Source organism: Streptomyces sp. MK7 (assembly GCF_032658145.1).
GTDB classification, from domain to species: domain Bacteria; phylum Actinomycetota; class Actinomycetes; order Streptomycetales; family Streptomycetaceae; genus Streptomyces; species Streptomyces spiralis.
The window spans coordinates 1-25,079 of the sequence record NZ_JAVACL010000026.1 but is presented as its reverse complement, the minus strand read 5'-3'; the positions used below and the strand labels follow the sequence as shown (position 1 = coordinate 25,079).

The following is a 25,079-nucleotide window of genomic DNA, read 5'->3' as shown; positions in this document are numbered from 1 at the left end:
CTGACCGCCGCCCCCGCGTGTCACCGCACCGCCCGCGCGACGAGCCACCGGAGGATCGTATGAGGACGAGAGCGAGGCCCGGCCGTCTGGTACTGGCAGTCGGCATCGTCTTGGCGTTCGTGCTGCAGCTGCTGCCGACGGCCGAGAGCCAGGCCGCCTCGGGCGAGTCGCTGAGCGTGAACCTGGCGTCGACGCGGGGACCGTCGACCGGCGTGGGGGAGGGCTTCCTCTACGGCATCAGCGAAGACGGCAGCCAGCCGGCGGACCAGTTCATCCAGCCCCTGGGACTCAACGCGTTCCGCGGCGGCGGATGGTTCTCCGGCGGCTGGATCAGGGACGGCTACCAGTACGGCCCGGCCACCCGGGCCGACGTCGACTCGATCATCGCGCAGGCGAAACGGCTCACCCGGCCGCCTTACCACGCGCAGTACCAGGTGCTCGTCAGCGACATCTACGGCGCGAACGGCGGCCAGCCTGCGAACACGACATACCCGTGCGACAACGGCGACTGCTCCAGCTGGGTCGGCTTCATCGACTCCACGGTGGGAGCGCTGCAGGCTTCGGGGCTGACGTTCGCCTACGACATCTGGAACGAGCCGGACATCTCCGTCTTCTGGACCCGGGGTGTCAACAGCGCCCAGTACTTCCGGATGTGGGACACCGCCTACCGCGAGATCCGGCGTATCGCCCCCGGAGCGCAGATCGTGGGACCGTCCCTCGCGTTCACCCCGCAGCGCAATCCGGGTGAATGGCAGGCCTGGCTCGCGCATGTGAAGGCGGCCGGGACGGTACCGGACATGATCAGCAACCACAACGAGGGCGACGTCGACGATCCGGTCACCGTCGCACAGAGCCTCCGCGACGCCCTGAGCTCGGCGGGCCTCGGTCCGTTGCCGCTGTCCTCCAACGAGTACCAGCCGGCCGACCGGCAGACGGCCGGGGTGACGGCCTGGTATCTGGCGCGGTTCGCGCAGTCCGGGTACACCAACGCGATGCGCGGCAACTGGGTGTGCTGTGTCACCCCGAACCTGACAGGAGTGCTCACCCAGAGCGGGGGCAGCTGGCAGCCGACCGGCAACTGGTGGGCGCTTCGGGACTACGCCGACATGACCGGCACCCTCGTCGACACGTCCGGCCAGGTCGGCTCGACCGCGATCTCGGCCTCCGAGGACTCCGCCGCCAAGCGCGCGGTGGCCGTCATCGGCGACGCGAACGGGTACACCGGCGCCGCGTCCGTGACCTTCGACGGGCTGTCGTCCGTGTCCTGGCTGTCGAACGCCGGCAGCGTGCACGTCACCGTGCACCGCATCCCGGACCAGGCGCCGCTCGGTGCGCCCCAGACCGTGTACGACCAGAACGTCAGCACCTCGAGCGGCTCGATCACCGTGCCGTTCACGTTCCAGGCCCCGCACGACGCGTTCGCCGTCCATCTGACACCGGCCTCGTCCAGCGGCGGGGGCTTCCCGGACGGCTACCACCAACTTGTCGTCGCCAACGACAACTTGTGTCTGGACGTGTACGGCAACTCCGGCAGCGCGGGCGCCGCGATCGACCAGTGGACCTGCAACGGGCAGGGCAACCAGCAGTTCCAGTTCGTGCCGGCCTCCGGCGGCTACGGCGAACTGCGCGCCCGGAGCTCCGGCCAGGACGTGGCCGTCGCCGGCGGCTCCACGGCGGCGGGCACCCCGGACATCGTCCAGCAGGCCCCCGGCACAGCGGCCAACGCCCTCTGGATGCCGGTGCGCCAGTCCGACGGCTCGTACGCGTTCCAGAACCGCAACAGCGGTCTGTGCCTGGACGTCTACGGCGCCGGCAGCAACCCGGGTCAGCAACTGGACCAGTGGCAGTGCAAGAACGCTCCCGGCACGAACCAGGACTTCATCCTCCGCTGACCGCACAGTCATCGGGCCCTACGGCCGGACCCGCCACACCGGCCCCGGGCTGACACCCCCGACCTGCGAAAGGAACCCAACGTGTCAGCATTCGGACGGCTGCTGCGGCGCCTGCGCGCCTCGACGGCCGTGCTCACGGGCCTCGTCCTGGCCGTCGGCGGCCTCGTGGGCACCACCGCCGCTCCCGCCCAGGCCGCCGGCTCCATCACCATCAACGGTGCGTCCGGCGGACGGACCTTCGACGGCGTCGGCGCGATCAGCGGCGGGGGCGGCAACAGCAGGCTCCTGATCGACTACCCCGAGCCCCAACGCGGCCAGATCCTCGACTACCTCTTCCGGCCCGGCTACGGCGCCTCCCTGCAGATCCTCAAGGCCGAGATCGGCGGGGACACCAACTCCACCTCGGGAGCCGAGCCGAGTCACCAGCACACCCGCTCCGACCTGAACTGCGACCGGGGCTACGAATGGTGGCTGATGGAGCAGGCCAAAGCGCGCAACCCGAACATCAAGCTCTACGGGCTCGCCTGGGGCGCCCCCGGCTGGATCGGCGGCGGGAACTTCTGGTCCACCGACATGATCAACTACCTGCTCTCGTGGCTGGGCTGCGCCAAACAGCACGGATTGAGCATCGACTACCTCGGCGGCTGGAACGAGAGAGGCTACAACATCTCCTGGTACGAGCAGCTGCGCAGCGCGCTCAACACCAACGGCTACGGCAGCGTCAAGATCGTCGCGGCCGACTCGGACTGGTCCGTGGCGAACGACGTCGGCTCCAACCCGGCGTTCGCCGCCGCGGTGAACGTCATCGGCACGCACTACCCCTGCGGCTACCGGTCGTCCCAGTCCGACTGCTCGGTGCCGTCGGCCGCCACGTCGTCCGGCAAGCAGCTGTGGGCGAGCGAGAACGGCTCGGACGACTACAACGCGGGAGCGCAGGCCGTGGCCCGCGGCATCAACCGCGGATACATCGACGGCCGGATGACCGCGTACCTCAACTGGCCCGTGGTCGCGGCGATCACGCCGAACCTGCCGTACCCCACCATGGGTCTCGCCCTGGCCTCGCAGCCGTGGTCCGGGCACTACGCGATCGGCAGGAACACCTGGGTGATGGCGCACACCAGCCAGTTCACCGCGCCGGGCTGGCAGTATCTCGACGCCTCCAGCGGCTACATCGGCGGCAACCGCAACAACGGCAGCTACGTCTCGCTGAAGTCCACGAACAACTCCGACTACTCCACGGTCGTCGAGACGACGGACGCCGGCAGCACCCAGACGCTGAACTTCAATGTCACCGGAGGGCTGTCCACCGGAACCGTCCACGTCTGGTCGACCGACGTCAACTCCGGCAACCCGGCAGACTACTTCGTGCACACCACGGACATCACCCCGTCCGGCGGCGGCTTCAGCCTGACCGTGCAGCCCCATCGCGTCTACACCCTGACCACCACGACCGGTCAGGGCAAGGGCACCGCCACCGGCCCCGCCCAGGGCGCGATGAGCCTGCCGTACAGCGACTCCTTCGACGGCAACGCCACCGGCACCGAGGCGAAGTACCTCATGGACTGGCAGGGTGCCTTCGAGGTGGCCGGCTGCGGCGGCGGTCGCAGCGGCAAGTGCGTGCGCCAGATGAGCCCCCAGAAACCGATCACCTGGGACGCGCTGTCCGATCCGCACGCCCTGCTCGGTGACGTGAGCTGGAGCAACTACACCCTTTCGTCCGACGTGCTGCTCGAACAGCCGGGATACGCCGAGCTGATCGGCCGTGCAGGCGCACAGGACTACAGCAGCACCGGAGGGCTGAACGCCTACCACCTGCGAGTCAGCGACACCGGCGCCTGGTCGATCCTCAACTCGAACACCAACGGCAACGTCTCCGCCCTGGCCCACGGCACGACCACGGCGCTGGGCACCAACCGGTGGCACACCCTGGCGCTGACCTTCTCGGGCAGCACCGTCACCGCCGTCATCGACGGTTCCACGGTCGGTTCCGTGAGCGACCGCACCTGGGCCGGCGGACAGGCCGGCTACGCGACCAGCCAGGGGGAGACCGCGCAGTTCGACAACCTGTCCCTCACCCCCGGCAGCGGCGGCACCGGTGGCGGCACGACCGCCGCGATCGTCGGGGTCGGCTCCGGACGGTGCGTGGACGTGCCGAACCAGTCGCAGACGTCCGGCACCCAGGTGGAGCTGTGGGACTGCAACGGCGGCAGCAACCAACAGTGGACGAGCACCCCGGCCGGTGAGCTGCGGGTCTACGGCAGCGCCTGCCTGGACGCCTCGGGGGGCGGGACCAGCCCCGGCACCAAGGTGGACATCTGGGCGTGCGACGGCGGCAGCAACCAGAAGTGGACGCTCAACGCCGACGGCACGATCACCGGTGCCCAGTCCGGCCTGTGCCTGGACGCCACGGGCGCCGGAACGGCCAACGGCACCTTGCTGGAGCTGTGGACGTGCAACGGCGGCAGCAACCAGCAGTGGACGCGCGACTGACCCGCCGCACCCCAACCGGTGGGCCCGGATTCCCGCATCACTCCCGTCAACCCCCAAAGAGGCCTCCGTGACTCCTCCCTCACGCCCGATCAGCCGGCGCCGACTTCTGTCGGCGGCCGGTGCGGCCACGGCCTTCGGCCTGCTGCGGTTCGCCCCCGAGGCGGCCGCGACCGACGGCCCCGGAAGCTACACCGCGAGCTGGTCCTCCGTGGACCGGCACCCCCCGGCCCCGGCCTGGTTCCAGGACGCCAAGTTCGGCATCTACTACCACTGGGGCGTCTTCAGCGTTCCCGCGTTCGGGAACGAGTGGTATCCGCGCAACATGTACATCGGCGGTTCGGCCGAGAACCAACACCACATCGCCACCTACGGCGACCCCTCGGTGTGGCCGTACAACAACTTCATCGACGGTGCCCGCGACAAGGCCGGCAGCCATGTGCAGTTCGCCCCGAAGCTCGCCTCCCAGGGCGGCAACTGGGACCCGAACGCCTGGGCGCAGCTGTTCAAGGCCGCGGGCGCGAGGTTCGCCGGCCCGGTCGCCGAACACCACGACGGCTTCTCCATGTGGGACAGCCGCTCCAACCCGTGGAACTCGGTCCAGCGCGGCCCCCGGCTCGACCTCGTGGGGCTGCACGCGCAGGCCATCCGCGGGCAGGGGCTGAAGTTCATGGCCTCACTGCACCACGCCTACCACTTCAACGGCTTCTACGACCATGTGCCGTCCCAGTCGGACCCGACGCTGCGCATCCTCTTCGGCCAGCAGGGCTCGGCCGCGGAGAACAAGCTCTGGTACGACAAGCTGATCGAGATCGTCGACGGCTACCAGCCGGACCTGGTGTGGCAGGACTTCGACCTGGGCCTGGTGCAGGAGTCCTACCGCCTCCAGTTCCTCGCGCACTACTACAACCAGGCGGTCTCCTGGAACAAGGACGTGGTCGCGACCTACAAGGACGGCTTCGACAACAAGGGCGAGGTCTTCGACTTCGAGCGCGGCGGCCCGGCAGGGCTGCTCACTCCCTACTGGCTGACCGACGACAGCATCTCCTCCTCCAGTTGGTGCTACACGGTGGGCATCGGCTACTACTCGACGCAGGCCCTGCTCCACTCGCTGATCGACCGGGTCAGCAAGGGCGGCACCATGCTGCTGAACATCGCGCCGACGGCCGACGGCACGATCCCCTCCGGGCAGCAGTCGATCCTGCTCGGCATGGGTGACTGGCTCGGCCGCTTCGGAGAGGCGGTCTACGGCACCCGCTCCTGGGCCGGCTACGGCGAGGGGCCCACCAAGATGGGCGGAGGCTCGTTCAGCGGACCGGTGGCCGGCACGGCGAAAGACATCCGGTTCACCCGCAGCCAGGACAACAAGGTGCTCTACGCCACCGCTCTGGGCTGGCAGGGCAGCACGATGACCATCACGACGCTGAACTCCAACCAGATCGACCTCAGCAGCCTGACCGGGGCGCAACTGCTGAACAACGCCGCCGGCACCTACATCAACCTGCCCGCACCGACCCAGGACGCCTCGGGACTGCATCTGGCCATGCCCTCGTCCAGCCCGCCGTTCAGCGCCCTGGCGTACACGGTCAAGCTCACCTTCTCCGGCGAGATTCCCGTCCTGGGCGGGCCGGGCGGCTCCACCACCTGGGTGAGGATCGCCAACGTGACCAGCGGGCTGGTGCTCGACAGCGGGGGCAACGTCGCCTCCGGCTCCAACCTCAAGCAGTGGAACTACGACGGGAGCACCAACCTGCAGTGGCAGTTGATCGACCTCGGCAACGGCTACTACCGCATCATGAACCGCACCAATGGCATGGCCGTCGACAGCTGGGGCAACTCCGCCAACGGCGCTCCCGCCCGCCAGGCGGCGTGGAACGGCGGCAACAACCAGCAGTGGACGCTCAGCAGCCTCGGTGGCAACCGCTACCAGATCATCAATCGGGGCACCGGCACCGCCCTCGACGGCAGCGGCAGCACCACGGTCGGCTCCACCACGGTGATGTGGACTCCGAACTCCAGCAGCAACAACGAATGGACCATCACCGGCGTCTGACCCCCTCAGCGACCGATGCTCCCTGTTCATCCCGACCACGGAAGAAGGAGTGCATGAAGCGCAAACCGTTCTTGATGTCCATCGTGGCTGCGGTACTTCTCGTCCTGTCAGCCGCGGGCACCTCGTTCAGCAGCGGCCTCGGCGCGCCCGCGTCGGCCACGAAGACCGCCGCCGCGGCGAGCTCCGGCTGTGGCAAGGCCCCGGCGCTGACGAGTGGCACGCACACGATGCAGAGCGGCGGCCAGACGCGCAGTTACATACTGAGGGTTCCCGCCGGCTACGACAGCAACCACCCCTACCGGCTGATCTTCGGCTTCCACTGGCGGGGCGGCACGGCGGGCGACGTCGACTCGGGCGGGACGGACGGGTACAACTGGTCCTATTACGGCCTCAGGCGCCTGGCGGACAGCGCGAACAACAGCACGATCTTCGTCGCCCCCCAGGGCATCGGCAACGGCTGGGCCAACACCGGCGGCCAGGACGTGGCCTTCGTCGACGCCATGGTCAACCAGATCGAAACGGGTCTGTGCGTCGACACCACCCAGCTGTTCTCCGCCGGGTTCAGCTACGGCGGCGCGATGTCGTACGCCCTCGCCTGCTCCCGTGCGACGGTCTTCCGTGCGGTGGCGGTCTACTCCGGCGCGAACCTCAGCGGTTGCGACGGCGGCACTCAGCCCACCGCCTACATGGGCCTGCACGGCATCAGGGACAACGTGCTGCCCATCTCGCTGGGACGGGAACTGCGCGACACCTTCGTGCGGACGAACGGCTGCACCCCGCAGAACCCGCCCGAGCCGGCCTACGGAAGCCTGACGCACATCATCACCACCTACTCGGGATGCAGGTCCGGATATCCCGTCGTCTGGGCCGCGTTCGACGGCGCGGGCCACGACCCCGGGCCCATAGACGGTTCCACCGGTGACGGCTGGCGCACCTGGACCTCGGCAGCGGTGTGGCAGTTCTTCACACAGTTCGACTCGAACCAGCCGCCGCCACCGCCGTCCGGCAACCAGGAGATCGTCGGCCAGCAGTCCGGGCGCTGCCTCGACATCAACAACTTCACCACGGCCAACGGCACGCAGGCGCAACTGTGGGACTGCAACGGCGGCTCCAACCAACGGTGGACCCACACCGCCGGAAAGCAACTGGTCGTCTACGGCAACAAGTGCCTGGGCGTCGGCCAGTCCGCGGGCAGCGGCACCCCGGCGGCGATCTGGGACTGCAGCGGGCAGGCGGACCAGCAGTGGAACATCAATCCTGACGGCACGATCACAGCGGTGCAGTCGGGGCTCTGCCTGGACGCCGTCGGCCAGGGGACCGCCAACGGCACGAAGGTCCAGCTGTGGAGTTGCACGGGCGGTGCGAACCAGCACTGGCGCCTGGCGAACTGAAACACCGGGCCGGGCCCGCACGACACCGTGCGGGCCCGGCCCCCAGACCTCAGCATGCCGAGCCGGATCGCGCGGGCGCCCTGCCGTGCTCCTGACGCGGGGGCAGCGTCGTCCGGGACTGCTGCCGGCCCTCCGGACGGTCGGCGGGCCTCACGCGGCCTGCCGCACCGACATCACCGCCCACGGCGAGAGGTCGACATCGATCTCGAGCACACCGCTGTCGGGCACCGTCAGCGTGAAACCGCGGAGCGAGTCGGCGACCGTGCTCAGGTATGTGCTGTCCGCCCGGGACAGGTTGAGGGGCGATCCGAGCCGGTGCCAGGCTTCGGCGACGTTCCCGTGCTCCCAGTCCATGATCTCGACGAGGAACCGGGTCCCTGGCTCGAGTTCACCGATCGAGTGACGGATCCTTCGGTTCGGCCCCATCTCGGCCAGCGCGCGCGTCGCCGGATACGAGTTCGCCGAACCGACACCCCTCGTGGCCATCTCCTCGGGGTAGTTGAAGAACAGCGCCGACAGAGCGGATGTCCGGCTGTCCCGGGTCACGACGCCCTCGGCCGTCGCGAGGAGAAGCCGGTCCCCCAGCCGTCGGAGCATCCTGAACGCGTGGAATGTGGGCTTGTGCATGCCGGCCTCGTTCACCAGGCCGAACCCGCCGTGAAACGGTCCGAGCCCGGCCCCTCCTTCCTCGAACACGTCCGTGAAGGTCCAGTAGGAGATCGAGTCGGCGAGGGTGGCACATTTCAGGTACGTCCGCGTGATGTACGTGGCCGCGAACAGGGTGTCATGGACGAAGTCGCGGGCGGACGGCGAGGTCGACCACTCCGTGACATGGATCTCCGCGTCCGGATATGCGCTGTTCGCCACAAGATCGTTAAGGAGGGTCAGGTCGTCGAACGTCGCATCGGCGTATCGGGTGATGTGGACCGCCCGGCCGTCGGCGCCGTACGCGAAATCGGTCGGGTACAGGTGAGTCGAGATGAAGTCGACCGGGAGTCCGCGCTTCGCGCACCAGTCGATGAAGTCTTCGACCCACACCGGGCGCCAGTCCAGCGCGTCCACGTCGGACGCGCTCGCCGTCTCGTGCATCGCCGAGCGGTCCTCGACCTCGCCCTTGTAGCGGTCGTCGGGCACGAAGACGCTCGTTGCGGGTCCGCCCACCTTCAGCTCGGGATCGATGTTCTTGATCGCCGTCACAGTGTGCTCGTAGAGTTCGAAGTACTCCGTCTTCGTTCCCGTCCAGAAGTGCGGAACCAGATTCGGTTCGTTCCACACTTCGAATCGCCATTGGCGTACCTCAGCGAGACCGTATCGGTCGATCCAGTGTTCGACCGAACGCGTCACCAGCTCAACCCAGCGCGCCATGTCCTTGGGCGGGCTGCAGTGCGCACCCCACCAGAACACCGTTTCGTGTACGGTCGCCAACTCGCGTGGCATGAAGCCCAGTTCCACGAAGGGGCGGGCGCCGGATTCCAAGATGAAGTCGAACACCTTGTCGACGTAGCTGAAGGTGTACATCGGGGAGGCGAGGGGCGTGTTCGGGCCGAACCCGTGACCGTAACTCTCCCGGTACACGAACATGTCGTCGTGAAAAATCCCGTGGAAGCGGATGTAGCGGAATCCGCAGGCATCGACAGCCTCGCCGAACTGCTGTTGCCAGTCCGCGCGCAATGCCTCATTCGCCCGTCCGGCGCCGACGCACTCCGACCAGATGTGCGGAAGTGGGCTCTCGTCGCGAAGCTCGCCGTCGATCCGGACCCGAGATTCGCTCTGGGCGTCGTTTGTCATCGTCTCACATTTCTTTGCGGAGTCGCGTGTGGAAGGCAGCCGGTTTGTCCCTGCCGGCCCAATGTCGATTTCAGGCTGCTGAGGCGTCGTCGTCGGTCAGTGCCGGTGAGCGGGGCGTGCGACGCCCCGCTTCTTCGGCAAGGTCCGCCGGACAGGCCCTAGCCCTTGACGGCGCCGAGCGAAACGCCTGACTGCCAGTACCGCTGCAGGCTGAGGAACGCGATGATCAGCGGTACGACTGTCAGCAGCGCGGCTGTGATCACGAGATTCTGGATGAGAGCGCCGTTCCCCGCGGTCGATCCCAGCTTGTTCCATTCATTGAGTCCGATGGTCAGCGGATACCAGTTGGGATCCTTGAGCATGATCAGCGGAAGGAAGTAGTTGTTCCAGATCGATACGAACGAGAAGAGCAGGACCGTCACGCTTGCCGGCGCGAGCAGCGGAAGCGCGATCTGGACGAAGGTCCTGAGCTCGCCGGCGCCGTCGACCTTCGCGGCATCGAGCAGGTCCGTCGGTACGGCTTCGGCCGTGTACACCCACATCAGGTACAACCCGAAGGGGTTGATGAAACTCGGTATGAGAACGGCCCACGGGGTGTTGGTGATGCCGAGATGCGCGAACAGCAAGAACTGTGGGATCGCCAGGGCGATGCCCGGCACCGCGATCGATCCCAGGATGACGAAAAGGAGCACGCGCTTGCCGCCGAACTGGAGCTTCGCCAGGGCATACCCGCCGAGGGCCGCCAGGAACGTCGACACGACCGCGCCCACGACGACGTAGATGACGGTGTTGAGCAGCCACCGGGAGAAAATCCCGTCCTGGTATCTGAACACCTCGACGATGTTGTCCCACAGGGCGAACCTGTGACCGGGCGCGAGCCCGAACGAGGAGACGAAGTCGGCCTGTGACTTGGTCGCGTTGATGACCAGCCACACAAGTGGCAGCAGGCAGTACAGGGCGGACAACCCTGTCATGACAGTGAGAGTCACGCTCTTCTTGGGGTTCTCCACGGTATAGCGGCGACGGCGGTCGCGGGTATGACCGGTCGATGAGCCGGATGTCACGACGTGGGCTTCCCCGGATTCAGCTCCTGTGCTAATGATCGAAGGCATTTCTCAATCCTCTGATCTGGACGGCGTAGGCGACCGCGATCGTGATCGCGGCCATGACGAGCGCGAGGGCTGCCGCATAGCCTTGCTGAGATCCGGTGAAGGCCAGGTTGTAGGCGTACAGGTTGGGCGTGTAGTGGGTGGTGATGCCGCTGTTGGCCACCATGGAGGGCAGGATCTGCGGCTCGTTGAAAATCTGGAACGTGCCGATGATCGAGAAGATGATCGCGATGACCAGGGACTGTCGCAGTGCCGGTAGCTTGATTCTGAGGACCACTTGAAATTCGTTCGCCCCGTCGAGTGCCGCGGCCTCGTACAGTTCGCGCGGCACGGCCTTGAGCACGGCGTAGAAGATGAGCATGTTGAAGCCGGTGAAGGCCCAGGTCACCATGACGCCGATGGAGATGAGCGTGGTACTGGGGGCGAAGGGGTTGAGATCCGTGCCCAGAGCGTTGTCGAGGCTGCCGAGCAGGCCGTATTTGACGCCCAGCATGAATCCCCACATGAGGGTCGACACGACCGCCGGCACCGCATAGGGGAGAAAGATCGACACCCGCATGAACCCGGTGCCGTGCAGACGCCTGGAGTCCAGTGCCAGCGCCAGCACCACGGCGAGGATCAGCATGACCGGCACCTGGACGAGGGTGAACGAGAAGACCCGGCCCACACCGTCCCAGAACTGCGCATCATGGAACAGCTTGGTGTAGTTGGCGAGCCCGGTGAACGTGTTGCCCCCGATGAGCTTCTGCTGGAAGAGGCTGAGGTAGCCGGCGTAGACGATCGGCACGATGTACACGAGCATGAACAACAGCCCGAAGGGTGCGATGAACGCCAGTCCGATCTGTTTCCTGCCGCGCGTTCCGGCCGATGCCGGGTGGTGCGCGGTGTTTGGCGACGTCACAGCGTCAGTCCACCTCGAAACCCTGCTCGTTGCCGTACTTGATCATGCGCTGCTTCCACTCCTCCAGGATTCCCGCGAGCGAGCCCTTGCCTGTGGTGTAGAACTTCGACACGAGGTCGCCGTAGGCCGACCGGGCCCACTCGAAGAACGGTGGGAACTGCCAGCCGCGCGCGACCGACTTCGAGGCTTGCGCCAGCACGGGACCGACCTTCTGGTCACCGAAGTACTTGTTGGCCTTGTTCTGGGAGTCCGTGCTCGCCAACACCGACGTGTTCGGCACGAAGGCGCCCGCATCGACGCGGGACGACAGGCCGCCGCCGTGCGTGAAGTACTCGAGGAACTTGAATGCCGCGTCCTTGTGCGGGGCAGCGGCCGGGATGCCGAAGCCGCTGCCGCCGTTCTCGGCCCCGACCTCGTCGCCCCGTTGCCACTGCGGCATCAGCGCGACTCTGAAGTCACCGGCGGCCTTGGGTGCGCGCTGGGGCAGTGACGCGGTCAGCCAGCCGCCCATGATCTGCGAGGCAAGAGTTCCGTCGTTGAGCGTGCGGTTCCAGTCGTTGGACCACGCCGTGACCTTGGTGTTGAGCAAGCCTTCGTCGAGCATCTTCTGCCAGAACGCCACGGCCTTGGTCGTGGCGGGCTCCGAGAAGTCGATGTGCACCTTGGTGCCGTCCACCTTGAACGGGCGACCGCCGGCCTGCCAGATGAGCGAGAGCAGGAAGAAGAGGTCCCCGGTGTCCTGGGCGATGTAGTAGTCGCCACCGAGCGCGCGGATCTTCTTGGCGTCCTTGTAGTACTCGTCCCACGTGGCCGGGGGTTCGTTCACACCCGCCTTTTTGAGAGTGGCCTGGTTGTAGAACATGACCGACGGCCCGTAGTCGGAAGGAAGTGCGTAGACCTTGCCATCGACTGTCACGTCGTTCCACGCGGCGTCGACGTAGTCCTTCTTGAGGTTGTCGACGCCGAATTCCCCGAGATTGTCGAGCTTGCCGGGAATGGCGAAGTAGGGCACCGCGAAGTACTCGAACATCGCGAGGTCCGGCACACCGGAACCCGCCTGGATCGCATTGTCCAGAGCCGTGTACTCGTCGAACGACGAGCCGGCGTTGACCACCTTGACCTTGATGTTCGGATTCGCCGCCTCGAAACCGGGCACGGCCTTCGCGACGGTGTCGTCCCAACTCCAGACCGTGAGCTTCACCTTGCCGTTGCCGCCGTCCGACGACCCACTCGAGCAAGCACCCAGTACGAGCGTCAGCCCGAGCGCCGCGGAAAGGAGCCTTGCCTGCTTGCGGAGCCTCATGAGCCGCCTCCTCCTTGAGATGACCCGAAACTTTTTCGCATCATTTTCGAAGCTCGTGGCAAGTTACTGGCCTGATCCGGTCACGTCAAGGAGTTGGGCAGGTGCGAGATGGACGACAGGGGTGGCGGGTGTGTAACGTGCGCCCAGCTTCGAAAAAGTTTCGGACGTGGAACGGAGTCACGATGAGTCGGCGATCTCATTCCGAACGAGCCACCCTCGCGGATGTCGCCCGGCTGGCCGGTGTCTCACCGGCGACCGCCTCGAAGGTCCTCAACGGACGCAGCGACGTGGGGGCGAACACGCGCGACCTCGTCCTCGGTGTCATCGCCGAGCTCGGCTACAAGCCGACGACGGCACGGCGGGATGTGCAGCGGGAGCGGACGCTCGTCACCGTGCTCGACATCGTCGAGTCCCGCTACGCCGGGACGGTGCTCCAAGGGATCCTCGTGGCCGCGACGGCCGCGCAGGCCGAGCTCCTCCTGCGCCTCCCGCCCGAGGACTGGACCGGCGCAAGCCGCACAGCGGCCCGTGCCTGGATCGCGGAGCTGCGGGCGTCCGGCGTCGTCGGCATCGTCGCGCTCGCCGTCGCCGTGCCCGACTCCGTGCTCCGCGCCGCGGAGGACGCGGAGCTGCCGGTGGTGTCGATCGACCCGATCGACACCACCGACTCGCGTGTCGTCAGCATCGGTTCCACCAACTGGGCGGGTGGCCGCTCGGCGACCGAGCATGTCATCAGGCTGGGGCACCGCAGGATCGCCTGGATCGGCGGCCCTGTGGGTTCCGCTCCCTCGGCGGAGCGCTTCCACGGGTACCAGGCCGCGCTGCACTCGGCGGGCATCACGCCGGACGACGTGATGATCCGCCACGACACGTTCTCCGTCGAAGCCGGGCTCCGGCACGCCCATGACATGCTGGCGCGCGACGAGCGGCCGACCGCGATCGTCGCGGGCAACGACGAAATCGCCGTCGGCGTGCTCGCCGCGGCCAATGAACTGCACATCGCCGTCCCTGGGGATCTGTCGGTCACGGGGTTCGACGACACGCCACAGGCCCAATGGACGACCCCCCGGCTGACGTCCGTCGGGCAGCCTCTCGTCGGCATGGGCCGAATGGCCGTCGAGACCGCCCTCGGCATGGCGGACGGCGTCCAGCCCGCCTCCCGGCACCTCCAGCTGGCGACCACCCTCAATGTCCGCGACTCCACGGGTCCCGCCACATGACCCGCTCCGCACAGAGGGCGCCGCGCGGCGTCAGAGCGGCGTGATCACATACTCCCCGCCTGCCTCGGTCCCGAACACCGCGAGGGTGCTTTCGGGGCGCTCCACCTCTGTTTCGGCGCCGCCTGCGGAATGCACGGTGACCGGTGCGGCGGTGCGGAGTCGGACGGTGCCGTGCCGGCGCGCTGTCAGGCGGGCCTGGGCCAGCGCGCCGTCGAGCCAGGAGAGGCCGACGGTGAGGCCGCCGCGGGCGAGGAGGCCGGTGACCCGGCCCGCAGGGAGCTGCGGCGGCAGGGCGGGCAGCAGGTGGACCTCACCGGTGTGGGACTGGAGCAGCCATTCGGTCACGCCGGCGGTGGCGCCGAAGTTGCCGTCGATCTGGAAGGGCGGGTGCAGGTCGAACAGGTTCGGGGCGGTGTGGTCGGGGGTGAGCAGGTCGGTGAGCAGCTTGTAGGAGCGGGCGCCGTCTTCCGCGCGCGCCCAAAAATTGATCTTCCAGGCGAGGGACCAGCCGGTGCCGTCGTCCCCACGCATCTCCAGAGTCTTCAGAGCGGCCCGGAAGAGTTCCGGGGTTGTGCGCTTGGTGATCTGGTTGCTGGGGTGGAGGCCGTACAGATGGGAGATGTGGCGGTGCTGCTGCTCGGGTGCCCCCGCGTCCCAGTCCTGCTGCCACTCCTGCAGCTGCCCCAGGGCGCCGATCTTCATGGGCGGCAGCTGGGCCCGGGCCCGGCGCACCCGGTCGGCGTACGGGCTGGTGGTGCCGAGCACGTCGCAGGCGGCGAGGTAGCCGTCGAAGAGGTCACGCAGGATCTGGTTGTCCATCGTCGGGCCCGCACATGCGGACACGCCGGGGTGGTGGGCGTTCTCGGGCGAGACGGACGGACAGGTGACCAGGTATCCGCTGGTGGGGTCGTGGACGAGCGCGTCGAGGAAGAAGCGGACCGCTCCTTCGACCACGGGCAGCCGTCGGCGCAGGGCCGCGCTGTCACCGGTGAAGCGGTAGTGCTCCCACACGGAGGTGGCGAGCCAGGCGCCGCCGGTGGGCCACATCCCCCAGAACGCTCCGTCCACGGGCGCGGTGCCACGCCAGGCGTCGGTGTTGTGATGGGCGACCCAGCCGTCGGCTCCGTACTGCACCCTGGCGGTCTTCTGTCCGGCCTGGGCGAGGTCGTCGAGCAGGGCGAAGACCGGATCCCAGCACTCCAGGAGGTTGGTGGTGGGCGCGGGCCAGTAGTTCATCTCCGCGTTGATGTTGATCGTGTACTTGGAGTCCCAGGGCGGGGACAGCTGGTCGTTCCAGATGCCCTGCAGATTGGCGGGCTGTGTGCCGGGGCGGGACGAGGAGATGAGCAGGTAGCGGCCGAACTGGTAGTGAAGCGCCACCAGTTGCGGGTCGTCGGCCTGAGAGAACGCGGCCACCCGCCGATCGGTCGGCGCCGCCGCCGCATCCGTGGTGCCGAGGTCGAGCGTGACCCGGCGGAAGAGCGCGCGGTGGTCGCGCACGTGCCGGGAGCGCAACTGCCCGTAGGGGGTGTCGGCTGCGGCGTTCAGAGGGCGCTCGGCGCGGGCGCGGTGGTCACCTGAGGCGTCCCGGTAGTCGTTGTAACTGGTGCCGACGGACACCAGCAGGGTCACCGCGTCGGCCCCGTCCACGGCGAGCGTGCCGTTCTCGCTGCGCACGATGCCCCCTTCGGCGCGGGCACGGACCAGGGCGCGGAAGCGGACCCGGCCGGTGACCCCCTCACGCGTCTGCCCGGTCCCCTCCAGAGCGGCGGTGATCCGGTCCGGCGACGACGTCTGAGCCTGCTGGGGACTGTCGAAGGCGGCGGTGAACGACAGGGCACCGGGGGAATCCGCGGTCAGCCGGACCGCAATCACCTGGTCGGCGTGGCCGGCGAAGGCCTCGCGACGGTATGCCACTCCGTCGCGGACGTACGTCGTGGTCGCCACGGCTGTGTCCAGGTCCAGCTCACGACGGTAGGAGCTGACGTCACCTGTCCCCGGGAACGTCAGGCGCAGGTTGCCGACTGTCTGGTACATCAACTCCCCGACCGGGATGCCCAGGAAGGTGGAGTTGATCAGGTCCTGGGCGGAGTTCCACTCGCCGGCGAAGATTCGGCGCCGGATCTCGGGGAGGTTCGCCAGACCCTGAGGGTTGGCGGGTTCATAGGGGCCGCCCGCCCAGAGGGTGTCTTCATTGAGCTGGAGCTGCTCGGTGTCCACTCCGCCGAACACCATGGCGCCAAGGCGGCCGTTGCCGAGCGGCAACCCCTCCAGCCATTGGCCTGCGGGCTTGTCGTACCAGAGAGCGAGACGGGAGGCCTCCGGGGCGGCGGCACCCACCGCTTCCGAGGTGGTCTGCGGCGCCGCGGCCGCCGCAACGGGCGGGAGACCGACGGCGAGTGCGGCGGACGTGGCCGCGGAGGTGGCGAGGAAGTCTCTTCGTTCCATGGGAATGCCTGCCTTTCGATCGCGGGTTGGGCTGGTCATTCGGGTGTGGTGACGCGGTCAGCCGGGCTCGGGCGGCAGCGAAGGGGGAGCGCATGCCGTTCTCCTTGCCGGCGGAGTCGCGCGGAAGCGCTCACCCGTCGGCCCAGGACCTTCGGCTCGGAGGGTCGAGTGCTGTCCCGCCGCCATGGCGACCACCCATCGTCGTGTTCAAAGAGATGCGCCCTCTGCTACGGCAGACGTTGGACATGGGATGGATTTATAGGGTCGCCCGACCTGAGTGTCCATACCCTTGAGGCAATGGATGCGCATGAACTCGCTCCACCTGCCTGTTCGCGTCGGCGTATTGTGTGTGAAGGCTCACGGGCATCCCATATCTTTCGCAGTGATGGGATGTCTTGCTACGCTGCCGCGGCCTGGGGCAACGAGCAGGGAGCAGTCGCATGTCACTGACCGACAAGGCCATCGACCGCATCAGGGATCTCATCCAGTCCGGCGAGCTGCCGCCAGGCGCCAAGCTGCCGCCCGAGCAGCAGCTGGCCGCGGAGCTGGGTCTGTCCCGCAATCTCATGCGAGAAGCGGTGAAGGCACTGGTCGTCGCCCGCGTACTGGAGATCCGCCGGGGCGACGGCACGTATGTGACCAGCCTCGAACCCGGGCTGCTGCTGAGCAGCATCGGGTCAGCGGTGGAACTGCTGCACGGCGACACCTTGCTCGAGCTGTGCGAGGTACGCCGACTGTTCGAACCGGTCGCCACGGGCCTCGCCGCCACCCGGATCTCGCCCGAGGAACTGGCGGAGGTGGAGCGGCACCTGAACGCGATGCGAGCGGCCTGGGACGACGTGGAGCGGCTCAACGAGCACGACGCCGCGTTCCACCGGGCGGTGGTCGCGGCCACCGGCAACGCCACCCTCGCCACCCTGCTGGAAGGGATCTCCAGCCGGACGCTGCGCGCCCGAGTCTGGCGCGGTCTGGTCGACGACAACGCCGCTGCCCGCACGGTCGCCGAACACGAGGCGATCCACCAGGCGCTGGTTGCCGGCGATGCCGCCCTCGCCCAGGCCGCCGCGCTGCTGCACGTCAGCACCACCGAGCAGTGGCTGCGTGAGCACTTGGAGCCCAACGGCGGCGTTCCGAGCGGCGCGACGACCGCCTATCGATCCCGGTAGTTCATGAACCAGTGGGTGTCGAACCAGCGGGCCATCGTGAACGGGTGGTGCGGGTCGGTGAGGACGTGGCAGACGAACTCCGCGGTCCGGCAGTCGAAGGGGATGTCACCGTTGTCGAAGGAGCGGACCACGACGGGCCAATGGTCGGGGTCGTCGCCGTCGGCCCTCCAGCAGTACAGGTCCTCGTGTTCCGTGCCCGCCCAGATGAGCAGACCGTCGTCTCTGAGATCCGTCCACGGCTCCTGGTTCAGATCCAGGTATGCGTCGAAGGCGCCCGCGCCGAACGTCTCGACCATGCGCTTGTAGTCGCTCGGCAGCGCGGTGCCCAGCCGGGACTCCGTCTCCGCCCAGTCCACGTCCGGCCGCTGGGCGGGCTGCGTCCAGCCGGTGATCCGTATGAGCCGCTCCGTCCAGTCGACGCCCTCCTCCGGAACGACCGCCGAGGGTTCGGGCACCTCCCTGTGAGCGACCACCAGCACCGGCCGCTCGATCCCCTCCGCGTCCCGCGCCGTACCGGTGCCGACCCACTGATCCCCGTACGCCCACGCCCGTATCGTCACGGCCCGGTCCGCGAAGGGGACCAGGAGCGCCGCGCCCCTGGAGTCGTCGACCGTCGGATCGGTGAAGCCGTCGAGGACGAGGGTGCGCGGGGCGCCGTACCTGTCGGCGATCAGGTCGGTGAGGTCATGCCGGTTCAGCTCCCTGGGCAGGTACATGTAGCCGTCACCCGGGCCGAGTTCGGCCAGCAGGTCGTCGACCTTCGCTTGTGTGAGCTCCATGGCGGACAGTGAAGCGCACAGCACTGACAACGGAAGTGCCGCTCCCGACTCGCGGCGGCGCCGTACGCGCCAGGGTCGGACGCGGGCGGCCCGATGTCCGACACCGTCCGATGACCCGTCCCGACGGGTCATGGCACCGTTCCCTTGCTCCGGTACCGCACCGACGGCACCCATGAGGGGAAACATTGACCACCACCGCCACCACTGCCGACCTCCCGAGCGGGAACCCACCGACGGTCGTCGACTCCACCGCCCACGGAGGCGGAGTGTGGCGCTCACGTTCGACGACGGGCCCGACCCGCAGGCCGCCCCACGGCTCCTGGAGGTACTGCGCAAGCATCACGTCCGGGCCGTGTTGTGCCTGTGGGGCGACCATGTGCGGGAACACCCCGAGGTGGTGCGGGAGATCGTGCGCGACGGCCATGAGCCGGGCAACCACTCCCTGCACCACGACGACATGTCCGCCTGGACACCGGAGCGGATCCGCGCGGACCTCAAGCAGACCGGTGCGCTGATCCACCAGGCGGCGTCCGGTGCTCCCGTCCGCTGGTTCCGGGCCCCGTACGGCAGTTGGGGGAGGAGCCCCGAGGTCGCCGCCGGACTGGACATGCGGCCGCTCGGCCGGCGGCTCGCCGTCGGTGACCGGGAACCGCCGGGCACCGACGAACTCGTGCGCCGCCTGCGGGAGGGCACCACGCCGGGCGCGGTGGTGCTGCTGCACGACGGGGGCGGCGACCGCCGCCAGACCGTCGAGGCCGTCGACCGGATCATCCCCGAGTTCCGCGCCGCGGGCCGGCGCTTCGACATGCCCGCCCGCCGCGCCTGACCACGTCCCCCGGACCGCCTCCCCCTGACGCTGCTCACGGCCGCGCTCGTGGTGGCCGCCGCACCGACCGCCGCCGGCCTCGCGCAGGACGGCCACGGCACGGCCGACCCTCCGGCCCACCACCAGGCGGCCCGCAGCAGCGCCTCGAAGTGAGCGATCACCCCCACCCCGCGGTGGCCGCGTCCGGATCGAGCGCCGACAGGCGCAGCAGCAACCCCTTCACGGCACGCAGTCCAGGAAGGCCCCGACCCCGCCCGGCAGAAGGAAGAACGGCAGGACCGGCCCACGGCGCAGCCCGTCCGGGCCGCACGTCGGCCGCACGTCGGCCGCACGTCGGCCGTGTGGCGGCCCGGCTGGCGGGCGGTGAGACTGGGAGACAGCGGCGCCTGGAGATGGGTACGTCATGAGCACCATCACGGAAACGATCGAGATCGCGGTACCGGTGCGGACCGCGTACGACCAGTGGACGCAGTTCAAGAGCTTTCCCCGGTTCATGACCGTGGTGAAGCGGGTCGAGCAGGTCAAGCCGAACGTCACCACGTGGGTCATCGGTGTGGGACCGGTGTGCCGTGAGTTCCAGGCGGAGATCGTCGAGCAGGAGCCCGACTCCCATCTGGCCTGGCGGAGCCTCGAGCGGCGTCCCTCCCACCGCGGCGAGGTGTCGTTCCGGTCCGTCGGCGAGGGGAGTACGTCGGTCAGCGTGCGGCTGGAGGTGGAGCCGCGCGGCGTCGCCGGTGTGCTCACCGTGGCGCCCGGGCTGACGAGGCGTGTCGTACGGGCGGAGCTCGGCCACTTCAGGGAGTACATCGAGGGGCTGGGGGAGGCGGGCGGTGCCTGGCGGGGAACCATCCGCAACGGACACGTGCGGCCCGTGGAACCGGAACCGCCGAGGAGCCGGGTGCCCTGCTGGCCGGTCGGTTGACCTCGGGCGGGAACAGGAAGAGCGAGAGGCGACCCGATGAACGAGCCCCGCGGTGAACAGCCGAAGGACGAGCTGACCGTGACGCCGCCCAAGAAGTGGGCCGCGGGAGTTCCCGCCGTGGTGCACGCCCTGGAGTACTCCCTGGAGCAGACGTCCCCGCTGAAGACCGGGGTGGACCTGCTGGCCATGAACCAGGTGGGCGGCATCGACTGCCCCGGCTGCGCCTGGGCGGACCCCGCTCCGGGCCACCGGCACCGCAACGAGTACTGCGAGAACGGCGCCAAGCACATCAACGACGAGGCCACGACGCGGCGCATCACCGCCGACTTCTTCCGTGAGCACAGCGTCTCCGAGCTGAGCCGGCAGTCCGACATGTGGTTGAACCATCAAGGACGGCTCACGGAACCGATGGTGAAGTGGCCGGAGTCCGACCACTACGAGCCGATCAGCTGGAACGACGCCTTCCGACTGCTCGCCGGCGAGCTGAACTCCCTGGACTCGCCCGACGAGGCGGTCTTCTACACCTCGGGCAGGGCAAGCAACGAGGCCGCGTTCGTCCTGCAGTTGTTCGCCCGCGCCTTCGGCACCAACAACCTGCCCGACTGCAGCAACATGTGCCACGAGTCCAGCGGCTTCGCCCTGCACGAGACGCTGGGCACCGGCAAGGGCACGGTCAGCCTGCACGACCTCCACCACGCCGACCTGATCTTCCTGGTGGGGCAGAACCCCGGCACCAACCACCCGCGGCAGCTGTCCGCACTGGAACAGGCCAAGCTCAACGGCGCCCGCATCATCGCGGTGAACACCCTGCCCGAAGCCGGCCTGCTGAGGTTCAAGAACCCGCAGAAGGCGCGCGGGGTGATCGGGCGCGGCGTCCAGATCGCCGACCGGTTCCTGCACATCCGCGCAGGCGGTGACCTGGCGCTGTTCCAGGCGCTGAACCGGCTGCTGCTGGAGGCCGAGGACGCCCGGCCCGGGCAGGTTCTGGACCACGACTTCATCCGCGCCGACACCAGCGGCTTCGAGGAGTTCGCCGAGCACGTCCGATCCATCTCCTGGGAGGACGTGCTCACCGCGACCGGCCTGAGCCGGACGCAGATCGAGCACGTCCGCGACGACGTGCTGCGCAGCGAACGGGTCGTCGTCTGCTGGGCCATGGGGGTCACCCAGCACAAGCACGGGGTGCCCACCATCCGGGAGATCGTGAACTTCCTGATGCTGCGCGGAAACCTCGGCAGGGCCGGCACCGGAGCCTGCCCGGTGCGCGGCCACAGCAACGTGCAGGGCGACCGCACCATGGGAGTCTGGGAGCAGATGCCCGACTCCTTCCTGGACGCGCTGCAGCGCGAGTTCGGCTTCGACCCGCCGCGCGCCCACGGAGTGGACTCGGTGAACTCGATCAGGGCGATGCGTGAGGGCCGCGTCAAGTTCTTCCTCGCGCTGGCCGGCAACTTCGTCCGGGCCGCACCGGACAGCGAGGTCACCGAGGCAGCCCTGCGCAACTGCCGCCTGACCGCCCACATCTCCACCAAGCTCAACCTGTCCCACGCCGTCTGCGGCCGGACCGCGCTCATCCTGCCCACCCTCGGCCGCACCGAACGGGACATCCAGGCCGGCGGCGAGCAGTTCGTCACCGTGGAGAACTCGATGAGCGAGGTGCACTCCTCGCGGGGGCGGCTGAAGCCGGCCTCCAAGCTCCTGCTCAGCGAGGTCGCCATCCTGTGCCGGCTCGCCCGCCGGACCCTGAACGGCAGACCCGACATCCCCTGGGACCGGTTCGAGGCCGACTACGGAGCGATCCGCGACCGGATCTCCCGGATCGTGCCGGGACTGCACGACTTCAACCGGCGGGTGGCCCGCCCGGGCGGCATCCAGCTGCCGAACCCGGTCAACGAGGGCGTGTTCCCCACCGCCGTCGGCAAGGCGCTGTTCACCTGCAACGACTGGGAGATGCCGCACCTGCCCGAAGGGCACCTGCTGTTGCAGACCCTGCGCTCCCACGACCAGTGGAACACCATCCCGTACACGCCCGACGACCGCTACCGGGGCATCCACGGCAGCCGCCGGGTGGTCCTCGTCAACCCGGCCGACCTGACCGAACTCGGCCTGTCCGAAGGACAGCACGTCGACCTGATCGGCGTGTGGACCGACGGCGCCGATCGTCGTGCCGAGGACTTCGAGGTGGTCCCGTACCCGACCAGCCGGGGGTGCGCCGCCTCGTACTACCCGGAGACCCAGGGCCTGGTACCCCTGGACAGCGTGGCCGACATCAGCAACCAGCCCACGTCCAAGGGCGTCGTGGTCCGCCTGGAGCCCACGGCGCCACAGCCGATGACCTCCCCGGGCTGACCAGCGGCGCCCGGCGCCGGCCCGCCGCCGCGGGTAGCCTGGCAGGGGCCGGACGGGGAGTGCTCGTGGGCGATCGAACCAGTGCGGATCGAACCGGTGCGGACGGAGCAGGCCGGGCCCGCGCGGCCGCACTCGCCGAACTGGTCGCCTGGGCCGGACAGCGGCTGCCCGGGCTGATCGCCGGGAAGGCCGAGGTGCGCGTGTTCAGCACCAGCCCGCTTGCCGCCCTCGTCGCCCACGACCCCGACGAGGGACGGCGGCTGGCGCAGCACAGGTGCTCGGCGCCGTGGTCGACCTGCCGCCGGAGGACCGCGACGCGCTCCTGGACACCCTCGACGCGTTCCTGCACCACGGCGGCTCGGCCGACCGCGCCGCGCGGGTCCTGCACTGCCGCCCCAACACCGTCCGCTACCGGCTCAACCGGATCCGCGAGCTGACCGGCCGGTCGCTGAACGAGCCGCCGGCCCTCGCCGAACTGGCGACCGCGGCACAGGCGGTACGCCTCAACGCCGGCCGGTCATGACCGGTGCGCGGCCCGCGCCGGCCCGAGTTCAGGACGTGAATGCCACCACCGCCTCGTCGGTGTACACCAGGAAGGTCAGCGTCTGCCGGAAGTACAGCTCGACTTCGTCGGCGTCGTGCGCGGTGTAGCCGATCGCGAGGTCCTCGCCCAGACGCAGCTCGAAGTCGCCGCCCCGGGTGGACAGCAGGAAGGCGCCGTCGAGCGCGGGCGCCCAGATCGGCGGCCCGTCCAGCAGCCGGCCGAGGTGTTCGGCGATGGGGTAACCGTGATCGGACGTCTCGCTCACCGCGGTGTACGCGTCGGCGCCCAGCAGCAGCGCGTACGGTCCGGCCACCCCGGCCAGCCGGAGCGTCGTCAGGGCCCGGCTCACCGCGTCCGGGTAGTCGCGAGGCTCCGCCGGCAGGGCGAGCACCGGGTGGGAGGTGCGACCGCGCAGTCCGTCGATGCCCGCTGCCGCGTACCCCTCGAAGACGGCTCTGTCCTCGGCGAACGCCATGGTGCGCGCCGCGTCCTTCACGGGCTGCCAGTCGGAGTCCTGGGCGCCGCGCTCCACGTCGTCCACCGCGGCGCGGCCGACCTTGAAGGGAACCCGCAGTTCGACCAGCGGCCGCACCTGGCGCAGCCGTGCGGTGACGCCCGGCGCGGGAGTGTCGATGCCGGTGAGGTGACCGGTGCCCACCGCCGCCAGCGTCGGGCCGTCGGGTCCCGTCACGTCCACGACACGACGCCCTCCCAGATTGCGCCGGAAGGTGCGGCGGGCCTCGTCCTCGATCTGCGTCCACGCGGCGGATGTGATCGGGGCGAGATCGCGGTGGAGGTTGTTGCTCTCAGCGGGCGTCGACATGTGATCAGGCTCCTTTGAGGCTGCCGATCCCCAGCGAACCCCCGGCCACGCTCGTGCTCGCGGGCGGTCCGGGCGGATCGTCGAGGAAGTCCGCGCTCGGCACGTGGAAGAGGCTGCCGGTGACCGCGGTGGAGAAGTCCAGGATCCGGTCGTGGACGTCCGGTCGGTCGCCGAGGAACATGTTGCGCAGCATGTGCTCGGTCACCTCGGGAGTGCGGGCGTAGCCGATGAAGTACGTACCGAACTCCCCGTCCCCGATGCGGCCGAACGGCATGTTGTCCCGCACGATCTTCCGCTCGTCGCCGTCCTCGTCGGTGACCGTGTTGAGGGCGACATGGGAGTCGGGGGGCTTGACGTCGTCGGGCAGTTCCACGTTGTTCAGCTTGGTCCGGCCGATGACCTTCTCCTGTTCCTCGGTCGGCAGCGCCTTCCAGGCGGTGAGGTCGTGCAGGTACTTCTGGACGATGACGTAGCTGCCGCCGGCGAATTCCGGATCCTCCTCGCCGATGAACACCGCGTCGTCGGCGAGTTGCCCCTCCGGGTTCTCGGTGCCGTCGACGAAGCCGAGGAGGTCGCGTTCGTCGAAGGACTTGAACCCGTGGACTTCGTCGACCACCGTGACCGCTCCGCGCAGCCGTTCGGCGATCAGCTGGGCCAGCTCGAAGCAGAGGTCCATGCGGCGGGCCCGCAGATGGAAGAGGAGATCGCCCGGGGTGGACGGCGCGTGGTGGCGGGCGCCCGTCAGCGGCACGAAGGTGTGCAGCTCGCGCGGGCGCGGCCCGGCGAAGAGGCGGTCCCACGCGGTGGAGCCGATGCCGACGACACACGTGAGCCCGGCGTCCGGAGCCCGGAATCCCACCGACCGCCGCAGCCCCGCCAGGTCCGGGAGCAGGTCGCGTACGACGGCCTCACCCCCGGAGGTGATGGTGCAGACGAGGAACACGGCGGACTTGGCCGGCGGGGCGATCACGGACTGCGATTCGACCACAGGGCATGCCTCCTGGTTGCCGGGTATGTCACGGGGTCAGCGAGGCGCTTCTGCCGTTGCCGTCTCGTCGCTCGGGGCGGGGTGGTGGAC

Annotated in this window: 18 protein-coding genes; 10 read left to right on the top strand and 8 right to left on the bottom strand. The window is 68.8% G+C overall.

The features are described 5' to 3' along the window. Positions 1 to 59: 59 nt before the first annotated feature. The 4 genes from R2S09_RS25440 (at position 60) to R2S09_RS25425 (ending at position 7,823) form a co-directional block, all read left to right on the top strand. Positions 60 to 1,892: an RICIN domain-containing protein gene (locus tag R2S09_RS25440; RefSeq protein WP_316743460.1), complete on the top strand. Its 1,833-nt coding sequence runs from the start codon at positions 60 to 62 to the stop codon at positions 1,890 to 1,892. Positions 1,893 to 1,973: 81 nt separating this feature from the next. Then, positions 1,974 to 4,382, top strand: a complete 2,409-nt coding sequence (locus R2S09_RS25435) for a ricin-type beta-trefoil lectin domain protein (RefSeq protein WP_316743457.1) — start codon at positions 1,974 to 1,976, stop codon at positions 4,380 to 4,382. A 67-nt stretch (positions 4,383 to 4,449) separates the two neighbouring features. Beyond that, positions 4,450 to 6,432: an alpha-L-fucosidase gene (locus R2S09_RS25430; RefSeq protein WP_316743455.1), complete on the top strand. Its 1,983-nt coding sequence runs from the start codon at positions 4,450 to 4,452 to the stop codon at positions 6,430 to 6,432. Positions 6,433 to 6,506: 74 nt separating this feature from the next. After that, complete coding sequence (locus tag R2S09_RS25425) at positions 6,507 to 7,823, top strand: RICIN domain-containing protein (protein WP_316743536.1); 1,317 nt, start codon at positions 6,507 to 6,509, stop codon at positions 7,821 to 7,823. A gap of 150 nt (positions 7,824 to 7,973) precedes the next feature. Here R2S09_RS25425 and R2S09_RS25420 read toward each other — a convergent pair whose 3' ends face one another. From R2S09_RS25420 to R2S09_RS25405, 4 genes are all read right to left on the bottom strand, one after another. Beyond that, on the bottom strand, positions 7,974 to 9,611 hold the full coding sequence (locus R2S09_RS25420) for a GH39 family glycosyl hydrolase (protein ID WP_316743453.1): 1,638 nt from the start codon (positions 9,609 to 9,611) through the stop codon (positions 7,974 to 7,976). Between the two features lie 158 nt (positions 9,612 to 9,769). Further along, the gene (locus R2S09_RS25415) at positions 9,770 to 10,723 is read right to left on the bottom strand and encodes a carbohydrate ABC transporter permease (RefSeq protein WP_316743451.1); all 954 of its coding nucleotides are present in this window, start codon (positions 10,721 to 10,723) and stop codon (positions 9,770 to 9,772) included. Then, complete coding sequence (locus R2S09_RS25410; RefSeq protein WP_316743449.1) at positions 10,707 to 11,621, bottom strand: sugar ABC transporter permease; 915 nt, start codon at positions 11,619 to 11,621, stop codon at positions 10,707 to 10,709. Before R2S09_RS25410 ends, R2S09_RS25415 begins: the two co-directional genes overlap by 17 nt. A gap of 4 nt (positions 11,622 to 11,625) precedes the next feature. Next, positions 11,626 to 12,924 carry a sugar ABC transporter substrate-binding protein gene (locus tag R2S09_RS25405; protein WP_316743447.1) on the bottom strand — a complete coding sequence of 433 codons (1,299 nt, stop codon included), beginning with the start codon at positions 12,922 to 12,924 and terminating at the stop codon, positions 11,626 to 11,628. A gap of 182 nt (positions 12,925 to 13,106) precedes the next feature. Between R2S09_RS25405 and R2S09_RS25400 the strand changes: the two genes are divergently transcribed. Continuing rightward, positions 13,107 to 14,144, top strand: coding sequence for a LacI family DNA-binding transcriptional regulator (locus R2S09_RS25400; protein WP_306191797.1), 1,038 nt, complete (start codon positions 13,107 to 13,109; stop codon positions 14,142 to 14,144). Positions 14,145 to 14,174: 30 nt separating this feature from the next. Here the strand turns inward: R2S09_RS25400 and R2S09_RS25395 are convergent, their stop codons facing one another. Next, positions 14,175 to 16,592, bottom strand: a complete 2,418-nt coding sequence (locus R2S09_RS25395) for a glycoside hydrolase family 95 protein (RefSeq protein WP_316743445.1) — start codon at positions 16,590 to 16,592, stop codon at positions 14,175 to 14,177. A gap of 440 nt (positions 16,593 to 17,032) precedes the next feature. Between R2S09_RS25395 and R2S09_RS25390 the strand changes: the two genes are divergently transcribed. Then, a complete protein-coding gene (locus R2S09_RS25390; protein ID WP_306191795.1) occupies positions 17,033 to 17,758 on the top strand; it encodes a FadR/GntR family transcriptional regulator in 726 nt (241 codons plus the stop codon). On the opposite strand, the gene R2S09_RS25385 is transcribed toward R2S09_RS25390, so the two are convergent. Then, positions 17,743 to 18,537, bottom strand: a complete 795-nt coding sequence (locus R2S09_RS25385) for a hypothetical protein (protein ID WP_316743443.1) — start codon at positions 18,535 to 18,537, stop codon at positions 17,743 to 17,745. The two genes, R2S09_RS25390 and R2S09_RS25385, sit on opposite strands and share 16 nt — an antisense overlap. Between R2S09_RS25385 and R2S09_RS25380 the strand changes: the two genes are divergently transcribed. The 4 genes from R2S09_RS25380 (at position 18,536) to R2S09_RS25365 (ending at position 23,157) form a co-directional block, all read left to right on the top strand. Next, positions 18,536 to 19,363: a polysaccharide deacetylase family protein gene (locus R2S09_RS25380; protein ID WP_316743441.1), complete on the top strand. Its 828-nt coding sequence runs from the start codon at positions 18,536 to 18,538 to the stop codon at positions 19,361 to 19,363. The two genes, R2S09_RS25385 and R2S09_RS25380, sit on opposite strands and share 2 nt — an antisense overlap. A gap of 403 nt (positions 19,364 to 19,766) precedes the next feature. Continuing rightward, positions 19,767 to 20,285, top strand: a complete 519-nt coding sequence (locus tag R2S09_RS25375; protein ID WP_316743438.1) for an SRPBCC family protein — start codon at positions 19,767 to 19,769, stop codon at positions 20,283 to 20,285. Positions 20,286 to 20,321: 36 nt separating this feature from the next. Beyond that, a complete protein-coding gene (locus tag R2S09_RS25370; protein WP_316743436.1) occupies positions 20,322 to 22,634 on the top strand; it encodes an FdhF/YdeP family oxidoreductase in 2,313 nt (770 codons plus the stop codon). A gap of 286 nt (positions 22,635 to 22,920) precedes the next feature. Further along, entirely contained in the window at positions 22,921 to 23,157 is a 237-nt protein-coding gene (locus R2S09_RS25365; protein ID WP_316743434.1) for a helix-turn-helix domain-containing protein, read from the top strand. Between the two features lie 28 nt (positions 23,158 to 23,185). On the opposite strand, the gene R2S09_RS25360 is transcribed toward R2S09_RS25365, so the two are convergent. Further along, positions 23,186 to 24,001 (bottom strand): family 1 encapsulin nanocompartment shell protein, encoded by an 816-nt coding sequence (locus R2S09_RS25360; RefSeq protein ID WP_306191788.1) that lies wholly within the window; start codon positions 23,999 to 24,001, stop codon positions 23,186 to 23,188. A 4-nt stretch (positions 24,002 to 24,005) separates the two neighbouring features. Next, a complete protein-coding gene (locus R2S09_RS25355) occupies positions 24,006 to 24,989 on the bottom strand; it encodes a Dyp-type peroxidase (RefSeq protein WP_316743429.1) in 984 nt (327 codons plus the stop codon). Between the last annotated feature and the right edge of the window lie 90 nt (positions 24,990 to 25,079).

Excerpts from the sequence above, each read along its gene's own strand:
- R2S09_RS25380 (WP_316743441.1), top strand. The coding sequence starts at position 18,536 with ATGGCGGACAGTGAAGCGCACAGCACTGACAACGGAAGTGCCGCTCCC.
- R2S09_RS25420 (WP_316743453.1), bottom strand. The coding sequence starts at position 9,611 with ATGACAAACGACGCCCAGAGCGAATCTCGGGTCCGGATCGACGGCGAG.
- R2S09_RS25395 (WP_316743445.1), bottom strand. The coding sequence starts at position 16,592 with ATGGAACGAAGAGACTTCCTCGCCACCTCCGCGGCCACGTCCGCCGCA.
- R2S09_RS25405 (WP_316743447.1), bottom strand. The coding sequence starts at position 12,924 with ATGAGGCTCCGCAAGCAGGCAAGGCTCCTTTCCGCGGCGCTCGGGCTG.
- R2S09_RS25415 (WP_316743451.1), bottom strand. The coding sequence starts at position 10,723 with ATGCCTTCGATCATTAGCACAGGAGCTGAATCCGGGGAAGCCCACGTC.
- R2S09_RS25440 (WP_316743460.1), top strand. The coding sequence starts at position 60 with ATGAGGACGAGAGCGAGGCCCGGCCGTCTGGTACTGGCAGTCGGCATC.
- R2S09_RS25375 (WP_316743438.1), top strand. The coding sequence starts at position 19,767 with ATGAGCACCATCACGGAAACGATCGAGATCGCGGTACCGGTGCGGACC.
- R2S09_RS25385 (WP_316743443.1), bottom strand. The coding sequence starts at position 18,537 with ATGGAGCTCACACAAGCGAAGGTCGACGACCTGCTGGCCGAACTCGGC.
- R2S09_RS25390 (WP_306191795.1), top strand. The coding sequence starts at position 17,033 with ATGTCACTGACCGACAAGGCCATCGACCGCATCAGGGATCTCATCCAG.
- R2S09_RS25370 (WP_316743436.1), top strand. The coding sequence starts at position 20,322 with ATGAACGAGCCCCGCGGTGAACAGCCGAAGGACGAGCTGACCGTGACG.
- R2S09_RS25400 (WP_306191797.1), top strand. The coding sequence starts at position 13,107 with ATGAGTCGGCGATCTCATTCCGAACGAGCCACCCTCGCGGATGTCGCC.
- R2S09_RS25360 (WP_306191788.1), bottom strand. The coding sequence starts at position 24,001 with ATGTCGACGCCCGCTGAGAGCAACAACCTCCACCGCGATCTCGCCCCG.
- R2S09_RS25425 (WP_316743536.1), top strand. The coding sequence starts at position 6,507 with ATGTCCATCGTGGCTGCGGTACTTCTCGTCCTGTCAGCCGCGGGCACC.